The organism is Pisciglobus halotolerans (genome assembly GCF_900113675.1).
Taxonomy (GTDB): Bacteria; Bacillota; Bacilli; order Lactobacillales; family Carnobacteriaceae; genus Pisciglobus; species Pisciglobus halotolerans.
This window is the reverse complement of sequence record NZ_FOQE01000037.1, coordinates 1-16,808: the sequence shown is the minus strand read 5'-3', so window position 1 is coordinate 16,808 and position 16,808 is coordinate 1. Positions and strand designations below refer to the sequence as shown.

The 16,808-nt window shown below is 38.9% G+C and carries 19 protein-coding genes and 1 pseudogene; all 20 read right to left on the bottom strand.

Going from position 1 to position 16,808, the window contains the following annotated elements:
- Nucleotides 1-190, bottom strand: a pseudogene (locus tag BM057_RS09770) (ISLre2 family transposase); the annotation flags it as partial.
- Between the two features lie 385 nt (nt 191-575).
- A complete protein-coding gene (locus BM057_RS09765) occupies nt 576-1,277 on the bottom strand; it encodes a UPF0236 family transposase-like protein (RefSeq protein ID WP_281246073.1) in 702 nt (233 codons plus the stop codon).
- A gap of 355 nt (nt 1,278-1,632) precedes the next feature.
- Nucleotides 1,633-2,913: a trigger factor gene (tig, locus tag BM057_RS09760; RefSeq protein ID WP_047391621.1), complete on the bottom strand. Its 1,281-nt coding sequence runs from the start codon at nt 2,911-2,913 to the stop codon at nt 1,633-1,635.
- A 161-nt stretch (nt 2,914-3,074) separates the two neighbouring features.
- Complete coding sequence (locus tag BM057_RS09755) at nt 3,075-4,070, bottom strand: tetratricopeptide repeat protein (protein ID WP_092093360.1); 996 nt, start codon at nt 4,068-4,070, stop codon at nt 3,075-3,077.
- Between the two features lie 260 nt (nt 4,071-4,330).
- Nucleotides 4,331-5,113 carry an acetyl-CoA carboxylase carboxyl transferase subunit alpha gene (locus BM057_RS09750; RefSeq protein ID WP_092093357.1) on the bottom strand — a complete coding sequence of 261 codons (783 nt, stop codon included), beginning with the start codon at nt 5,111-5,113 and terminating at the stop codon, nt 4,331-4,333.
- A gap of 45 nt (nt 5,114-5,158) precedes the next feature.
- Complete coding sequence (accD, locus tag BM057_RS09745) at nt 5,159-6,010, bottom strand: acetyl-CoA carboxylase, carboxyltransferase subunit beta (RefSeq protein WP_092093354.1); 852 nt, start codon at nt 6,008-6,010, stop codon at nt 5,159-5,161.
- A 26-nt stretch (nt 6,011-6,036) separates the two neighbouring features.
- Nucleotides 6,037-7,404, bottom strand: a complete 1,368-nt coding sequence (locus tag BM057_RS09740; protein ID WP_092093352.1) for an acetyl-CoA carboxylase biotin carboxylase subunit — start codon at nt 7,402-7,404, stop codon at nt 6,037-6,039.
- Between the two features lie 3 nt (nt 7,405-7,407).
- Nucleotides 7,408-7,839, bottom strand: a complete 432-nt coding sequence (fabZ, locus tag BM057_RS09735; protein ID WP_047391608.1) for a 3-hydroxyacyl-ACP dehydratase FabZ — start codon at nt 7,837-7,839, stop codon at nt 7,408-7,410.
- Between the two features lie 41 nt (nt 7,840-7,880).
- Nucleotides 7,881-8,375: an acetyl-CoA carboxylase biotin carboxyl carrier protein gene (accB, locus tag BM057_RS09730; RefSeq protein ID WP_092093349.1), complete on the bottom strand. Its 495-nt coding sequence runs from the start codon at nt 8,373-8,375 to the stop codon at nt 7,881-7,883.
- On the bottom strand, nt 8,376-9,617 hold the full coding sequence (gene fabF / locus BM057_RS09725) for a beta-ketoacyl-ACP synthase II (protein ID WP_092093346.1): 1,242 nt from the start codon (nt 9,615-9,617) through the stop codon (nt 8,376-8,378). It lies immediately after the preceding gene.
- Between the two features lie 15 nt (nt 9,618-9,632).
- On the bottom strand, nt 9,633-10,370 hold the full coding sequence (gene fabG, locus BM057_RS09720; RefSeq protein ID WP_092093342.1) for a 3-oxoacyl-[acyl-carrier-protein] reductase: 738 nt from the start codon (nt 10,368-10,370) through the stop codon (nt 9,633-9,635).
- 23 nt (nt 10,371-10,393) lie between these two features.
- The gene (gene fabD / locus BM057_RS09715) at nt 10,394-11,341 is read right to left on the bottom strand and encodes an ACP S-malonyltransferase (protein WP_092093339.1); all 948 of its coding nucleotides are present in this window, start codon (nt 11,339-11,341) and stop codon (nt 10,394-10,396) included.
- A 262-nt stretch (nt 11,342-11,603) separates the two neighbouring features.
- A complete protein-coding gene (gene fabK, locus BM057_RS09710) occupies nt 11,604-12,563 on the bottom strand; it encodes an enoyl-[acyl-carrier-protein] reductase FabK (protein ID WP_047391594.1) in 960 nt (319 codons plus the stop codon).
- 35 nt (nt 12,564-12,598) lie between these two features.
- A complete protein-coding gene (locus BM057_RS09705) occupies nt 12,599-12,829 on the bottom strand; it encodes an acyl carrier protein (RefSeq protein WP_092093337.1) in 231 nt (76 codons plus the stop codon).
- A 46-nt stretch (nt 12,830-12,875) separates the two neighbouring features.
- Nucleotides 12,876-13,856, bottom strand: coding sequence for a beta-ketoacyl-ACP synthase III (locus BM057_RS09700; protein ID WP_092093335.1), 981 nt, complete (start codon nt 13,854-13,856; stop codon nt 12,876-12,878).
- A gap of 11 nt (nt 13,857-13,867) precedes the next feature.
- On the bottom strand, nt 13,868-14,326 hold the full coding sequence (fabT, locus tag BM057_RS09695) for a fatty acid biosynthesis transcriptional regulator FabT (protein ID WP_047391584.1): 459 nt from the start codon (nt 14,324-14,326) through the stop codon (nt 13,868-13,870).
- Between the two features lie 250 nt (nt 14,327-14,576).
- Nucleotides 14,577-15,452, bottom strand: a complete 876-nt coding sequence (locus tag BM057_RS09690; protein ID WP_092093332.1) for a glucose 1-dehydrogenase — start codon at nt 15,450-15,452, stop codon at nt 14,577-14,579.
- Between the two features lie 177 nt (nt 15,453-15,629).
- Entirely contained in the window at nt 15,630-15,962 is a 333-nt protein-coding gene (locus BM057_RS09685) for a DUF2187 family protein (RefSeq protein WP_047391579.1), read from the bottom strand.
- Between the two features lie 253 nt (nt 15,963-16,215).
- Entirely contained in the window at nt 16,216-16,482 is a 267-nt protein-coding gene (locus BM057_RS09680) for an alpha/beta hydrolase (protein ID WP_092093329.1), read from the bottom strand.
- A gap of 189 nt (nt 16,483-16,671) precedes the next feature.
- The coding region (locus BM057_RS11565; protein WP_177186144.1) for a transposase at nt 16,672-16,808 on the bottom strand (137 nt) is incomplete at its 5' end.

Genomic DNA, 16,808 nt, shown 5'->3' with positions numbered 1-16,808 from the left:
AGTCTTCTCGTTTCACTTTCCAACCTTCATCTTGTTTTTGCTCTTTGATCACCTGATTGATGTTGGTGAAAACCTGTCCCATCAACTGAGCGAACACATCGTACATGTAAAGTTGGATCGCTTCTTCTGTCTCTATTAAGTTACTTGAATCCTTTATTATTTGGTAAACCTTTGATATAATCTTATTCATAAGAAGGCCTCTTTCATTTATGTATTTGCCAGTCAAGCATACATTTATGATAGAACGCCTTCTTTCTTTTTGCTAGTAAAAAATGAAAAACATCTCGAGAACTATTTTACACATACTATTTTTTGGATAGTATCCATTAACTATTGGAAAAAGGTTTTCGCACTTATGCCGACAATGTTCTCTATTTTTGATTCTTTTTTATTTTTTTAAGCAAGCATTGATACATGCAGGGCTGACATTTCGCTTTCCGCGGGCGAACCGCGAGCCTCCTCGAACGGCATTGCATTTTGTTCTGTGGGGTCTCACTTGGTCCGCTGTTCCCGCAGGAGTCTGCGTGTCCTGCACCTGCTGGGTTAGAGAGGCTGTTTAGTTAGTGAAATGAAAATCAGCGGCCTAAACCACGCAATGCAAAGAATAGTTGTGTTTTTCTACCGGCTTCGATAACGGGAACAGTAGAAGTTTCCAAATAATGACGATTTGCTTTAGCTTTCGTCACACGCCTATCCAATCTTTCGACCTGTTTTTGTTTCGTTTCTCCGTCTCTTTTCTTCGTCATAGCTGACAATAGATTTCCGCCATTCAAACAAAAAATGCGTGTCTTAGCGATATGTTCTGCTCCGACTAGCGACCAACCTAACGGGCGTGAACTCAAACGGTCTGCTAGAATGTGACTGACATGACTTTCTGCACTGCAGGAAACGTACTCAGGTTCTTGTTGTCTTTGGATGGCTTCCCAATTGTTCAAGAGATATCGCCGCGTATCGAGTAAAGATTTCCGTTCAGAAGCTGGATGTTCTTCCTCCAAAAGTAACGTAAAGTAATCCTCTACACCGCTTGGAAAATCATTTCTGATCCAGTCCCAGAGAATAGGCATTATATTCGGTACAAAACCGGCTGCTTTGCGGACATACTTGGCTAAATGAAAACTGTCTAAAACAAACCGGCATTTCGGCAAGTACTTCTCACCAGCCTTGATCCAATTGGCTCCGGCTCCCGAAAGGTAGATTTTTTCTACGTGATCCAAATCATAAGCGGCATCTAAGTAGTCCAGCACCTCAAACCATAGCTCTTCGTTATCTGGATACAATCCCGTAAAACGATAAGGATGAATGAGTTCATGACGTTTTGCTTTTCCAGCAACAGCTTTCTTGGATAGTATCCATTAACTATTGGAAAAAGGTTTTCGTACTGGAACTGGTAATGTTTTCTTTTTTTTATTCTTATTCTATATGAAACTGCAGCTCCTTCTTGTTTCCAACAGTCTCACTTAGTCTATCCTGATTCGCTGCTCCAATAGGAATCTTCGTGTCCTCCGCCAGCTTATCTCTCCCCAACGTAAAAGTTGTTTCTCTAATGCTTTTAGATGCTGTCAAAAAAGGTGAAAGAGATTGGAGTTATTCCAACATCTTCCACCTTTAATATTTCATTTTTCTTCAGAACGATTATTTTTCTACAGCTGTAGAAGTAATCAAATCGATTGCTTTCTTCAATGAAATGTCATGTTTTAGCATATCAGGTGTTAAAGCATTGCGAACAACACTTTCTTCCATACCATAGTCTTCAGCTAAAGTTTTTACTTCATTTTCTACTTCTTCTTCTGTAGGTTCAAATGCTTCTTTTTCCACGATAGCTTCTAGAACTAAGTTTGTACGTGTTCTGAAATCAGCATCTTTTTCCATTTGTTTATGCAAATCTTCTTCTGTTGTACCAGTAATTTGGTAATACATTTCAGGAGAAATGCCTTGTTGTTGCATATTATTCAAGAATGCATCCATTTGACGGTGCACTTCATCATGAACCATCACCCATGGAAGATCTTCAATTGTTGCGTTATCTACAGCTTTGCGGATAGCCATTTCTTCGATCGCTTCGTCTGCAGATGCATTTTTAGCTTCTGTCATTTGTTTTTTAAGTTTTTCTTTCAATTCATCAAGTGTTTCTACTTCATCGTCAACATCTTTAGCAAACTCATCATCTAATTCTGGTAATTCTTTTTCTTTTACTTCGTAGACTTTCACTTTAAAGACAGCTTCTTGTCCTTTTAAGTCTTCTGCTTGATAGTCTTCAGGGAAAGTGACGTTTACTTCAACTTCGTCATCAGCTTTTACGCCTACTAATTGTTCTTCAAAGCCAGGGATGAAGGAGTTAGAACCCAATTCTAATGAATAGTTTTCTCCTTTTCCACCTTCAAATGCTTCACCGTCTTTAAATCCTTCAAAGTCGATAACTACTGTATCGCCTTCTTTAGCAGGTTCTTCTTTTAAAACTAGTTCAGCATGTTGTTGACGTTTGTTTTCTAAGTTTTCTTCAACATCTGCATCTGTTACTTCACGCTCTTGTTTTTCAACTTCTAAACCTTTGTATTCACCTAATTGAACTTCAGGTTTTACTGTAACTTTAGCTTCGATTTCCCAAGCTTGTCCTTTTTCCATGCTTTTTACATCGATTTCAGGTTGAGCAACTGGTTCGATTCCAGCTTCTTTAATCGCTTGTTCATAAGCAGTTGGTAAAAGGTCATTTAATGTATCTTCGTATAGAGCAGCTTCTCCATACATTCTGTTAAATACATTGCGTGGAACTTTTCCTTTACGGAATCCCGGTACGTTCAAACTTCCTTTAACGCGGTTAAATGTTTTATCTAAACCTTTTTTAATCGTTTCTTCTGAAATTTCAAATGTCAAAACACCATCGTTGGTGCCTTTCTTTTCCCAATTTGCAGTCATATTAACTAACCTCCGAAATGTTCTATTTTCACAATCTTATAGACTTGCATACTTGTTTATCTTACACTACTAAATTTATTTTGTAAATAAAAAAAGCAAAGCGTTTCAATGCGCTCCCTATCCTAACTTGATCAGCATTTAGGTTGGCGGAAGCAGCAGTGTTAATTCATGAGCTGATTGATTTCTCTATTTATTCTTTCTAGCCAACAGCTCATTTTTTTCATTTTTGGATCTTCTTGTTGACTGATATCACGACCTTCATACTGATCAAGACACAACTTGAGCCAACTTTCTGGATCTGTGATCACCTCTTCTATATAAGGAAAAATCAATAAAAACTGCAGATTTGTTTCCTGCTCCATGGTTTGAAAAAGAATCGGATCTTGCTGACTTATTTTTTCATCTAATTCTTTTCTGATGGTCTTTACCGCCAAATGTTCCTCTAATGAACGCAATTCAGAAGGTACTATGCTTCTTTTTTTATCAAACCAGCTGAGCTCAAACCTATCTTTATCATTTTTTTGGATCAATTCTTCTAGTATAGTGGTTTTTACGATTTCATTGATCGAAGGATTTGAAAGGATTTCTTTCGCCGCTGCCGAATAGGAAGATTTAGACAAATCCTGCATTTTTTTCAATACCGCTGTTTGATGCGCAAAAGATTGGTTTTCCAGTGAAGCTACTTCTTTCATCAACTTCTGGTCTTGCAGCTTTTGCTGTTTTTCAAATCTTATTCTTTCTTGATCAAGCGATACATCAAGCATTTCCCATTGCTCTTTTAATGAGTCGTCACTTTGATTCCGTTTTTTCTGAATCAGATGTTCAGCTTCAAGAAATCTATGCGTTTTGGTTAGAATCTGAATATAAAGTGAAGATAAGTAATCATGACTTTCATATGCCTCTTTCTTATCATCTGCAATTTCTTTCGCTTCTTCAAACTTTCCAATTTCATACATGGCAGCTGTATACATAGCATTTAAGCTGGTTTCTTGCCTTATCTTATACGCTTCTTCAAACCAACGACAAGCTTCTTTCGTATTTCCTTCTTGCATTTTTCGAACAGCTTTTTTTACATAGATCTCATAATTTTTTGGAAAGTCGACTCGCTCGCCCATTGTTTCACCCATTCTTTCGTTTTCAAAGCTCAATCTAGCCATACAATCAATCACTCAATAGCTAAAAGAAAAGTGTGCTGATAACCAATTCCATTAATGTTTTCCAATGAAATACGCTGTTTTCAGTTCAAATCTGTGCGCTTTGACTAAGCATCTTCTTTACTCTCTCTATCATACAACAAAAGAATTTATATTGAAAAGATACTTTCTTTTAACAGATTTTTGGGTTGTTTTTTTACCGCCATTTACTTCTCTAATAAATGATAAAAGAGCTGGGACTTGCCCAGCTCCAGCTCTTTTTATTAATATGATCGAAATCGTTGGTAGCGCTCATCCGTCAATTGTCCTACACTTTTTGCAGAAAGTTGTTTAATTTCGTTAACAAGTTCATCTTTTAAAGACGATAGAATTTCTTCTGTTGAGCGTTCCCCTTCCGCCGTGCTTTCTGGGATGATTTTATCAATAACTGTAAGTTCCATCAAATCTTCAGGGGTCAATTTCATGATTTCAGCAGCTTCCTTTGCTTTCGCAGGAGATTTCCATAAAATGGAAGAAAAACCTTCAGGAGACAGGACAGAATACATTGACCGTTCCATCATCCATACACGGTCTGCCATTGCTAAAGCTAATGCTCCGCCACTACCACCTTCGCCGATAATGACTGATAAAATCGGCACCTTCAATTGACTCATCTCCAATAGATTGCGAGCGATAGCTTCTCCCTGTCCCCTGTTTTCAGCTTCTACGCCGCAATATGCACCTGATGTATTAACGAATGTAATGACTGGACGATGAAATTTCTCGGCCTGCTTCATTAACCTTAGTGCTTTTCGATAACCTTCTGGATGGGGAGAACCAAAATTTCTTTCTACATTTTCCTTCAATTCATGACCTTTTTGGTTTCCAATAACCGTCACAGGTTGACCGTTTAACATTGCGATTCCGCCTACGATGGCTTTATCGTCTCGGAAGGCCCGGTCCCCATGAAATTCTGTAAAGTGATCAAAAATCGTTGTCATGATTTCTAATGACGTCAAACGACTCGTCTTTCTAGCCTGTTCAACAATTTCCATTGCTTTTGACATCTATACACCTTCTTTTCTGATCCTTGTTCATATTAGCAGGCTTTATTAGCTATGCATCTTTAAAAGTAAGCCTAATGTCTCGGCTAAAGCTCTTCTAGAGACGATCCGATCAATGAATCCGTTTTCTAACACTGATTCAGCCAATTGAAATCCTTCCGGCAAGGCTTCTTTAATCGTACCTTCGATCACACGTCTGCCTGCAAAACCTACTAAAGCTTGCGGCTCAGATAGAATAATATCTCCCTGCATAGCAAAGCTGGCTGTAACGCCGCCTGTAGTGGGATCTGTTAGTACAGTGATGTATAACAATCCTGCTGCGCTATGCTTGGCGATCGCGCTGCTCACCTTGGCCATCTGCATCAAAGAGATCATACCTTCTTGCATGCGTGCCCCGCCTGAAGCTGTAAAGACAACGACGGGAAGTTGTTCTTCCGTTGCTTTTTCAAAAGCACGCGCTAGCTTTTCACCTACTACATGCCCCATACTCCCCATAATAAAGTTGGCATCCATGACACAAGTGACAACAGGCTGCATTTGGATCGCAGCTTTTCCAGTTAGGACACCTTCGTTTAACCCTGTCTTTTCTTGAGCTGCTTTGATTTTTTCTTCATACCCAGGAAAGTTCAAAGGATTTTCAGGAGTTAAACTTTTATCCCACTCTTCGAAACTTCCTTCATCAACCATTAACGACACACGCTCTTTTGCGGGCATTCGAAAAGCATAACCGCATTCAGGACAAATTTTATCTTGTCCCAGATCTTTTGTATAAATAGATCTCTTACAACTTGGACACTTTGTGAACATCCCGCTGGGTACTTTTGGTGAATCTGATTCTTCAGAAATCTGATGTTCGATATGGATTGGAATATAGTTTCTTTTTCTGTTAAACAGTTTCACTCTCTCACCTCTTTAAAAACCTGCTTTTATTCGATACGTGCGGTCCATTCTTTAAGAAATGTATCTTGTAAAAAGCTTGTATCATATTCACCTTTAATGAAACATTCATCATTTAACAAATCTTCTTGGAAAGCTTGATTAGTGATAATGCCTTCGATCACTAATTCTCCTAAAGCACGTTTCATTTTAGCAATTGCCTCTTGACGATCTGCACCTTTTGTGATGACTTTAGCGATCATAGCATCGTAATAGGGAGGGATTTCTGAACCGGCAAACATGGCACTATCCACACGTAAACCTAATCCTCCTGATGGCATCAATAAGTAATCGATCTTTCCAGGCGAAGGAGCAAAATGAAATGCTGGATTTTCAGCATTGATTCGGCATTCTATTGTATGTCCTGTCAACTGAACATCTTTTTGTCTCAAGGTCATCATTTCATTATTCGCAATCAGCAACTGCTCTTTCACAATATCGATTTCAGTTGCCATTTCTGTTACAGGATGTTCAACTTGGATCCGTGTATTCATTTCCATAAAATAAAAATGCCCTTCAGGATCCAGTAAAAACTCGATTGTTCCGGCATTCTGATATTGAACGTATTTTGCAGCACGTACAGCTGTGGCTCCTAGTTTTTTACGCGTCTCTTCATCAATTGCTACAGAAGGAGACTCTTCAAGAACTTTTTGATTGTTTCTTTGAAGAGAACAGTCCCGTTCGCCTAAATGAATAACGTTCCCGTAGCTGTCGCCTAAAATCTGTACTTCAATATGTCTTGCATGCTCAATAATTTTTTCCAGATACATCTCATCATTTCCAAAAGCAGCTTTTGCTTCGTTTTTTGCGCTATTAAATGCAGCAGCTAATTCATCGGCATGAAAAACTTTACGCATACCTTTTCCTCCGCCTCCAGCTGCAGCTTTTAGCATGACTGGATAACCTAATTGGTCAGCAACTGTTTTTGCTTCTTGCGTATCTGTGATATAGCTCTCACTTCCAGGTATTACTGGAACCCCTGCTTCAATCATCAACTCGCGTGCGTGCGCTTTATTTCCCATCTGATCGATCGTCTTAGGAGATGGACCAATAAACGTTATATTTAATTCTTCACACATCGTAGCAAATGTAGCATTTTCTGAAAGAAATCCAAATCCTGGATGTATAGCTTGTGCTTTGGTTACGACTGCTGCACTCAAAATACTTTGCATATTAAGATAAGAATCAGTTGCTTTTGCAGGTCCGATACATATGGCTTCATCAGCTAATTGCATATGCAAGGCGTCTTGATCTGCTTGAGAATAGACAGCAACTGTTTTTATGCCCATTTCACGACAAGCTCGTATAATGCGAACCGCAATTTCTCCGCGGTTCGCTATCAGAATTTTTTTAAACATGCATTACTTTCCTATAATAAAAGTTAGCTCTGCTTCTGCCACTTTTTTGCCGTCTACATAAGCAACGCCTTTGCCAATGCCAGCATAGTCTTTTAATTTTACAATATCTACTTCCAAGATCAATTGATCTCCTGGAACAACTTTTCTTCTGAATTTTACTTTGTTCATTCCGCCTAAGTAAGCAGTCTGCCCTTTGAACTTATCCAATTTTAATAGGGGGATAGATCCTGCTTGTGCAAGACACTCTAACGTCAGCACACCAGGAAAAACAGGTTCGCCAGGAAAATGGCCTTGAAAAATTTCTTCATTGATGGTTACATTTTTTACTGCCCGTACATGTTCTCCTGGAGTCATTTCATCTACTCGATCAATAAAATAAATCGGGTAGCGATTTGGGATCAATTCCTGAATAGCTTGAATATCTAAAGTAGTCATTTTTTTCCTCCATTTAATTCATCTTTTTATTGTTTCATTCATTAGCTGATTCTAAATAGCGGTTGATGATACTCAACCACTTGTTCATCTGTCACAAATACTTCAGTGATTGTTCCGCTAACCTCGCTTTTGATCTCATTCATCACTTTCATGGCTTCTATGATACAAAGCGTTTCTCCTACTGCTACTTGATCTCCAACTTTTTTAAATGCCGGTTCATCTGGCGAAGGAGATAAGTAGGCAACACCAACGATCGGGGAACGCACATATTCTCCTTCTGCTTCTCCTTCTGGATTTGATGTTGGCACAAGTCCTTTTATCTCTTCATTCGAGAAGGTATTTGATGCTTTTGCTGATTGAGTTGATTCAGGGAGAGGCGCCTTTCTTTCAGCTGTTAAAGGTTCCGCTTCATCTTTTCTCATCTCGTGACTATTTTTGCTCATTTGAACCACAACATGGTCCATTTGCAAATGAAACTCTCTTAATGTTGATTGGTCAACGAGCGCAAGCAGTTCTTTAATCTGAGCGAAGTCCATCTATTTTCCCTCCCATTTTTTAAAGCAGGTCACAGCGTTATGTCCGCCGAAACCTAAGGAATTATTTAAAGCATACATCATTGCAGCTTCTCTTCCAGTATTTGGTACATAGTCTAAGTCGCAAGCTTCATCTTCGACGCTTAGTCCGATTGTTGGAGGGATAAAACCTTCTTCTAATGCCTTTATACAAGCAACCGCTTCAATCGCTCCAGCAGCTCCTAATAAGTGGCCTGTCATGCTTTTAGTACTGGAAACAGCTGTCTTTTTGGCTGCTTCATCACCGAGCGCATATTTGATAGCCATTGTTTCAGCAGCATCATTTGCTGGTGTGCTAGTGCCATGAGCATTGATATAGCCGACGTCTTCTGGTTTGATCTGAGCTTCTTCCATCGCTTGGATCATCGCTTTCCCTGCGCCGCTTCCATCTGGAGTGGGTGCTGTCATATGGTAACCATCTCCAGTAGCACCGTATCCGACAATTTCTCCTAAGATACTAGCCCCTCTTTCAAGTGCATGATCTAAGTCTTCCAGCATCAGAACCGCTGCCCCTTCTCCCATCACGAAACCATTACGTTCTTTATCGAATGGGATTGAAGCACGGTCAGGATTTGTACTTGTCGATAATGCAGTAAGGGCAGCAAAACCAGAAATGCCAATTTCATTAATGGTTCCTTCTGCTCCGCCAGCTAAAATGATATCTGAATAACCATGTTTGATGTTGCGGTAAGCTTCACCGATCGCATTATTTCCAGATGCACAAGCAGTTACGATAGACGTATTGATCCCTTTTGTACCAATTGCAATTGAGATATTGCCTGCTACCATATTTCCGATCGCCATCGGTACAAAAAATGGCGCTACACGTTGTGGTCCTTTATCATGCATTTTTATGATTTGTTCTTGCATCGCATTCAAGCCGCCGATTCCTGAGCCTACGATCACACCAAAGCGATCCATATCGGTTTTTTCAAGATCGATTCCACTTGTCTCTACAGCTTGAACTGCTGCAGCTACACCATACTGAGAAAATTCATCCATCCGTTTTGCTATCTTGCGTTTCATATACAATGTTGGATCGAAATCTTTCGTTTCTCCTGCTACACTGATACCTGTTTCAGAAGCATCGAATTTTGTGATTGGACCAATGCCATTTTTCCCTGCTTTAAGTCCGCTCCAAAATTCATCCACTGTGTTTCCTAAAGGTGTGATAGCACCCATTCCCGTAATAACTACACGATTCAATTTTCTTCCTCCTCGTTATCCGTTCATCACCATGCCGCCATCGATATTGATTACTTGACCGGTAATATAAGAATTTTCACTCAAAAAAACAGCTGCACGTGCAACATCTTCTACAGTACCAAATTTTTTTAACGGAATTTGTTCACTTGCCTGTTCTTTCATTTTTTCTGATAAGCGTTCGGTCATTTCTGTCTCAATAAACCCTGGTGCAAGTGCGTTGACTGTAATGCCTCTTGAGGCTAGTTCTTTAGCTGCTGTTTTTGTCAAACCGATCACGCCTGCTTTACTTGCGGCGTAATTCGCTTGTCCAACGTTTCCTACAAGCCCAACAACACTAGCCATGTTGATGATCGTGCCGCTTTTTTGTTTCAACAATACTTTAGCTGCATGTCTGATCGTATTGAATGTTCCTTTTAAATTAATGGAAAGGGTCTTATCAAAATCTTCTTCAGACATTCTCATTAGCAGCATATCATTTGTCACGCCAGCATTGTTCACTAATATATCTAAACGGCCATACTTTTCTTTTGTTTCCTTGATCAATTGTTCTGCAAAATCAAAGTCACTGACATCGCCTAAAATGGTATGCACTTTCACACCGTATTGACGAATTTCTTCCAACACTGGCTCTGGAATTGGCTTACGTCCATTCAGCACAATCGTTGCGCCTCTTTGTGCAAAAGCTACAGCAACTGCTTTTCCAATCCCTCTTGAACTCCCCGTTACGACGACTACTTTATCTTTTAAAGTCATCTTTCTCTCCTTTTTTCTCTAGCCTAATGAATCGGCAACTTTTTTTCATTTAATTTTTTCAATGTTTTATCTAAGGATTTTTGATGTTCAACATTCAAAGTTGTTACTGAGCGATCTATCTTTTTGATAAAAGCTGAAAGTGTTTTCCCAGGTCCAACTTCAATAAAGGTATCCACACCAGATTGAATCATTGTTTTTACAGCATCTTCCCAGTAAACAGGTGATTGAACTTGTTGCACCATTAATTTTCTAACGTCTTCTTTATTCTTAAACCACTCTGCTGTCGTATTGCTGACCACTGGGATCGTTGGATCATTTATCTGAACAGATTTTAGTACTTGTTCTAATTGATCGGCAGCCGGTTTTAACAATGAAGTATGGAATGGTCCGCTTACTTTTAAAGGAACAACACGTTTAGCACCTTTTTCCAACATTTTTTCTCCAGCTGCTTCAACTGCTTCCTTTTTTCCGGCAATCGCAATTTGTCCTGGCATATTATAATTAGCCGGTGCTACAATGCCATATTCACTTGTTTCTAAGCAGACCTGTTCAACCGTTTCTCTTTCTAGTCCAAGTACTGCTGACATCGCACCTTCGCCTGAAGGAACAGCCTCTGTCATAAACTTCCCTCTTTGCTTCACTAACGAAACAGCGTCGTAGAAATCTAAAACATTTGCTTTTACAAAGGCAGTGTATTCTCCTAAACTCAGTCCTCCAACTGCTTCCGGAAAAATCCCTGCTTCTGCTAGTACGGCATCAATAGCCATGCTGACCGTTAAGATCGCAGGCTGTGTATAGGTTGTTTCGTTCAGCAAGTCATTTTCTTTGAAACACAATTCAGTGAGATCCATATTCAATGCGTTGCTAGCCAAATCAAAAACTTTTCGGGCAGCAGGAAAGGTTTCTGCCAAATCCTGTCCCATTCCTATATATTGGGCACCTTGCCCACTATAGACAAAACCTATTTTCATGATTGACTCCTTTTCCTGAAACATCTTTCTCTTGCCTTATTCACTTAACTGTCAGGTTAACGCGTTGTATCTATTCTTTATGGCAACTCGTTTCAAATCATAAATACAGCTGATTCCTTTGATAAAAAGACACAGAAGAGAGGTAATCAACCATCACTCCTCATCGTCGTCAACAGGCATTAAACAAAAAATAGCTAGAAAGGCAAATGAAGCAAGAAGACTTCTTTAGCTTTCTAGCTATTTCCTCAAAATTGAATTGCCTTTAAACTGAGAGCAAGTTAACCTGTTTTTTTATAACATCTTGATATTCTTGCATCAATTCTTGAATAATGTCCTGACAGCTTTGTTCTTTTTTGACTAATCCAGCACTTTGCCCAGACATAAATGAACCGTTTTCTTTGTCTCCATCTATTACAGCACGTCTTAAGGCGCCTTTTCCAAGTGCTTCTAAACGATCAAAATCAGGTTGTTCATCACTCGTGATCTCTTTTTCAATTTTTAAGTAATGACGTGTTAATTTGTTTCGTAATACACGTACTGGATGTCCTGTGATTTGTCCAGTTACAACGGTGTCAATGTCTTTGGCTTTAATGATCGCGTCTTTAAAGTTTTGGTGAGTAGTGCTTTCATAAGAAACAACAAAACGTGTCCCCAATTGAACAGCAGACGCTCCTAGCATGAAGGCTGCTGCCATACCGCGTCCATCAGCGATTCCGCCGGCAGCAATGACTGGAACAGAGACCGCATCAACTACTTGTGGCACTAAGTTCATAGTCGTTGTCTTACCGATGTGTCCACCAGCTTCCATTCCTTCGCAAATGATCGCATCTGCCCCTACACTTTCCATCCTTTTCGCCAAAGCAACTGAAGCTACCACAGGTATCACGACTGTCCCGCTTGCTTTAAAGTCTTCCATGTATTTTCCAGGCGACCCGGCTCCTGTTGTCACGACTTTTAATCGTTCTTCACAAACAACCTTTACTACTTCTTCAACATGAGGCGATGTGAGTAAAACATTGATGCCAAATGGTTGGCTTGTTAGAGCTTTTGTTTCTTGAATCAACTCACGAACCGTTTCACCTGTAGCATGACCACAAGCTAAGATTCCTAATCCTCCAGCATTTGAAACCGCACTGACTAGACTAGGATTTGCTACCCAAGACATCGCACCTTGAATAATGGGGTACTTTATTTCAAGTTTTGCTAATAATTCAGCTTGCATACAGGTCATTCCTTCTTTCTTTTTACAGCAACCGTTTATTTTTTAGCTAATTCTGCATCTACAAATTTCACAATATCTTCTACTGTGTTCAATCCTTCTTCTGATTCGATTTTAATATCGAATTCATCTTCGATATCATTGATGATTTGGAATAAATCTAAACTGTCAGCATCCAAGTCTTCACGGAAGTTTGTTGATAATTGTACTTCTTCTTCCTCTTTGTCTAATTGGTCCACGATAATTTCTTGAATTTTTTCAAAAGTCATTGTAATTCCTCCATATAATTGTTTTAATTGTTTGTTTGATGATGTTTTATAATTCAATCAGTAATGAGCCCCAAGTTAGGCCTCCGCCAAATCCAGTTAAGATGATTCTTTCACCACTGCCCAGTGTTAATTGTTCTTTCTCAATCCATTCATTCAACAGAATTGGAATACTGGCAGCTGAAGTATTGCCATACTGCGAGATATTTGTAGCAAATTGTTCAATCGGCAGTTTTAACTTTTTTGCTATTCCTTGAAGAATCCGCACATTTGCTTGATGGCAAATAATCGTCGTTACTTCACTAAAATCGATAGACGCCATTTCAGTCACTTTTTTGATGCTATGCGAAACATTTCGTAAAGCAAAATCAAAAATGGCGCGTCCCTCCATTTGCAAATCAGTTGTACACACCTTTTTAGCATTGGAAGAAAAAGGATTTTTCAATGTCTGTTTACTTGCTGTAAGGGCTTTGTTTCGGCTCCCATCTGCATGGATATCTTCTTGCAAAAGCATTGCATGATCAGAGGACTTTTCTAGCAATATACTGCCAGCGCCATCTCCAAATAGGACAGCTGTTGAACGATCACTCCAATCAATGATCTTAGACATCGTTTCTCCACCTAGAACCAAACCATAGCGAAAATCTCCGGTTGCTAATAGTTTGTCTGCCACAGATAAAGCATACACAAACCCTGAACAAGCTGCATTAATGTCAAATGCCATTACTGAACCTGCTCCGATATACTCTTGAACCAAACAAGCAGTTGATGGACTTGAGTAATCAGGTGTCATCGTTGCCACAATGATAAATCCAAGTTCTTTAGGATCGATTCCTGTTTTTTCAAGGGCATTCATAGCTGCTTTGCCGCATAAGACAGATGTATCTTCTTCTTCGCTGATGTAGCGCTGCGTGATGCCTGTCCTCGTTTTTATCCATTCATCCGACGTGTCCATAATACTTTCTAGTTGAGTATTGGAAACGACTTTTTTCGGTACATAGCTTCCTGTACCAATGATTTTAGTTCCCATGTGATTCAACTCTATTCATTTAAAGTTTGTTGCGTTCTAGCCAAGAAGTCATGCAAATTACGTAATCCTTTAATCAAAGCTTCGCCCTCTTCCTGACTCATTCCACCTAGTGTTTCTTTGACCATATCTCGGTGAAATTTATCATGCAAACGATAAAGCAAACGACCTTTATTGGTCAATCCTAATTTGACGACTCGGCGATCATTATCCATCCGAATACGTTCCACATAACCTTTTTTAACAAGATTATTGATTGTAACAGTCAAGGTTCCGACTGTAACGGAAGTTTTTTTTGCTACCTCTGAAGTGGTGTGTTCACGATACATGCCAATGGCTTCGATCGTATGCATTTCTTTGATAGATAAGTCTTTAAATTCGCTTCCTTTTAGAGCCTTTTCCTCAATGTTGAGAACTTGATTAAAGATGGTTACCAAATAAGGATTAACTTCTTTCACTAAACCTTCATCCACATTGCTCCCTCCATTCTTACCTGCTTCAATCCTTTCAAATTAGTTTGATGTTCAAATACTTTGATACTCAAATCATTTGACATTCAAAATAATAAGCTATTTTATTTCATGTGTCAATCCTCTTTTATGATTTTTTTCTTTATCTATTTTGATGTTCAGCTTGTTAAAACTGATCTGATGCATTTTTTGACAAAAAAAGAACCACGAATTTTTTTCGAGGTTCAAGAAATTAAAGACCTGTTATAAAGGATCAACCGTTAACAATCGATCCTCCATTAACATGGATCACTTGTCCAGTAACGTAGCTAGAATCATCACTTGCCAGATAAACATAAGCCGGTGCTAATTCATAGGCTTCGCCAGCACGTTTCATTGGAACGGATTCGCCAAACGTTTCTTTATCGTCGTTTGGTGTTGTGGCTGGGATCAGAGGCGTCCAGATTGGTCCTGGTGCCACTGCGTTCACACGGATCTTTTTATCGATCATTTCCTGATTTTGCGAAAGAGAACGCGTAAATGCTACGATTGCGCCTTTAGTAGAAGCATAATCTAATAAATTAGCAGAACCTTTATATGCTGTGACAGAAGTTGTGTTGATGATTTTTGCATATGGATTAAAGTGAGGCAGAACAGCTTTTACAAAGTAAAACATGGAAAAAATGTTTGTTTGAAATGTCCTCGTTAATTGTTCAGAGGTCACTTCACTAATGGATTTACGTGTATGTTGTTCAGCAGCATTATTGACCAAGATATCAATCGATCCATATTCTGCCACTGTCTGTGAAACAACATTTTTTACAAAATCTTCATCTCCAACGTCGCCGGTGAACCATAACACTTGACCGCTTATTTCTTTGATTCTATTTTTTACTTTTTCAGCATCTTCTTTATCATCGCAATCTACGAGGGCAACATTAGCACCTTCTTTGGCGAAAGCAATCGCCACTGCTGCTCCGATACCGCTATCTGCACCTGTAACGATCGCTGTTTTACCTTTCAGCTTATCAGCCGCTTTATACTCTGAATATTCTATTTTAGGCTCGGGAGACATTGCACGACTTTCATCTTCTTGACGGTAATCTTTTTTTGGTTCTTGAGCTTGAAGCATCTCTTTTTTATGTTCCATTGTTTTTCCCCTTTCTTCTTTTTTCACCTCTCATTCTAACAGGAAAGCTACTCAAGAAAAATGAATACGACTCATTGTTGCATGTTATATTTATTCCCTCTCGAACACGTTCGATTTATTTTTCATGACCGTACCGTAAATAATAAAAAAACCCCTGCAATACACAGGAGTTTTTCTTTAATGCACAAATTCTTCGATATCTTTAAAGTTAACGATTGTTTTTTCTTCCATCAAGTCTTTCATCTTTTTAGATGAATCGTTCCAAGAAATTTCGACCACTGCACTATTTTTCAATAATTTTGTAATCACGCCGGTCATTTTTTCATCTCGAAATGAAAATATGATTTTGTCGCCAACGTCGGGTTTAAACGAATCTTTGATCTCGTCTATCATTTCAACTGCTTCACTGTATGGCACCCCTAACAGTGTCGCGATTCTCGAATTGCTGGCACCTTTTCTAAGCTCTACCTCTACTAAAGATTGAACTTCTTTAGTGATCTTGTTCTCCATTAAATCCCCTCATTTCTTTGATGGTAAAAGAGTATCATCCAAAAATGGCGTTGAACGATCAATTGATAACATTGAATATAAAAGTATTAGAAAAGAATAAACTTTTTCACTTCATTTTTTAAGTGAAAAAGCTATTCCCCTCTTCATTTTCGCTTCAACTTATATTATATCACATTTTTAGTTAAAAATAAAATTAAAGAAACAAGATTGTACATCCTTATTTTAGGTTTTTCAGCTTCTAAAGGTTCATTGTTTAAAAACGATCATGGTACCACTTTTTAGCTGCTTGCATTTCCTTTTGTGTTAACGCATGTCCGTTTTTTCCCCATTCAATCGACACATCTCCATCTGCTTGAGTAAGCAATTGCTGCAAACGTTGACTTTCTGTTGGAGAGCATAAGAGATCATTTTCACCAGCACTCATAAATACTGGCATGTGGTGTAAATATTGAGGCTTTTTGTTTTTGAATGGTGTCATCGGATGAAGTAAAATCGCACCTTTTAATCCTGAATAATTCATAGCTTTAATTCTTTGGCACATTTTATTGAAATATGTATCACTAATATCCCTATCAACTGATTTTGACTAAAAAGTTACTTCAAACATTCACTGTTCAAAAATATTGAGGAATAAATTTTGGGTGTAAGGCATTTTGAGCATACTTCTCCCTGGATAACTTCCCAGTAAAAAAATCGTTAGATTGTTGGATTAGATCCATTGACTGGCTCGCCTCAGGCGAGCAAAGACCCTGTAGAATTCATTCTGATACACATGATAACTAGATAATTTGAGATAGACTCGTCTACCCGTTTGGACTAATTTCCCAGCAACTTTCAGAAACTTCA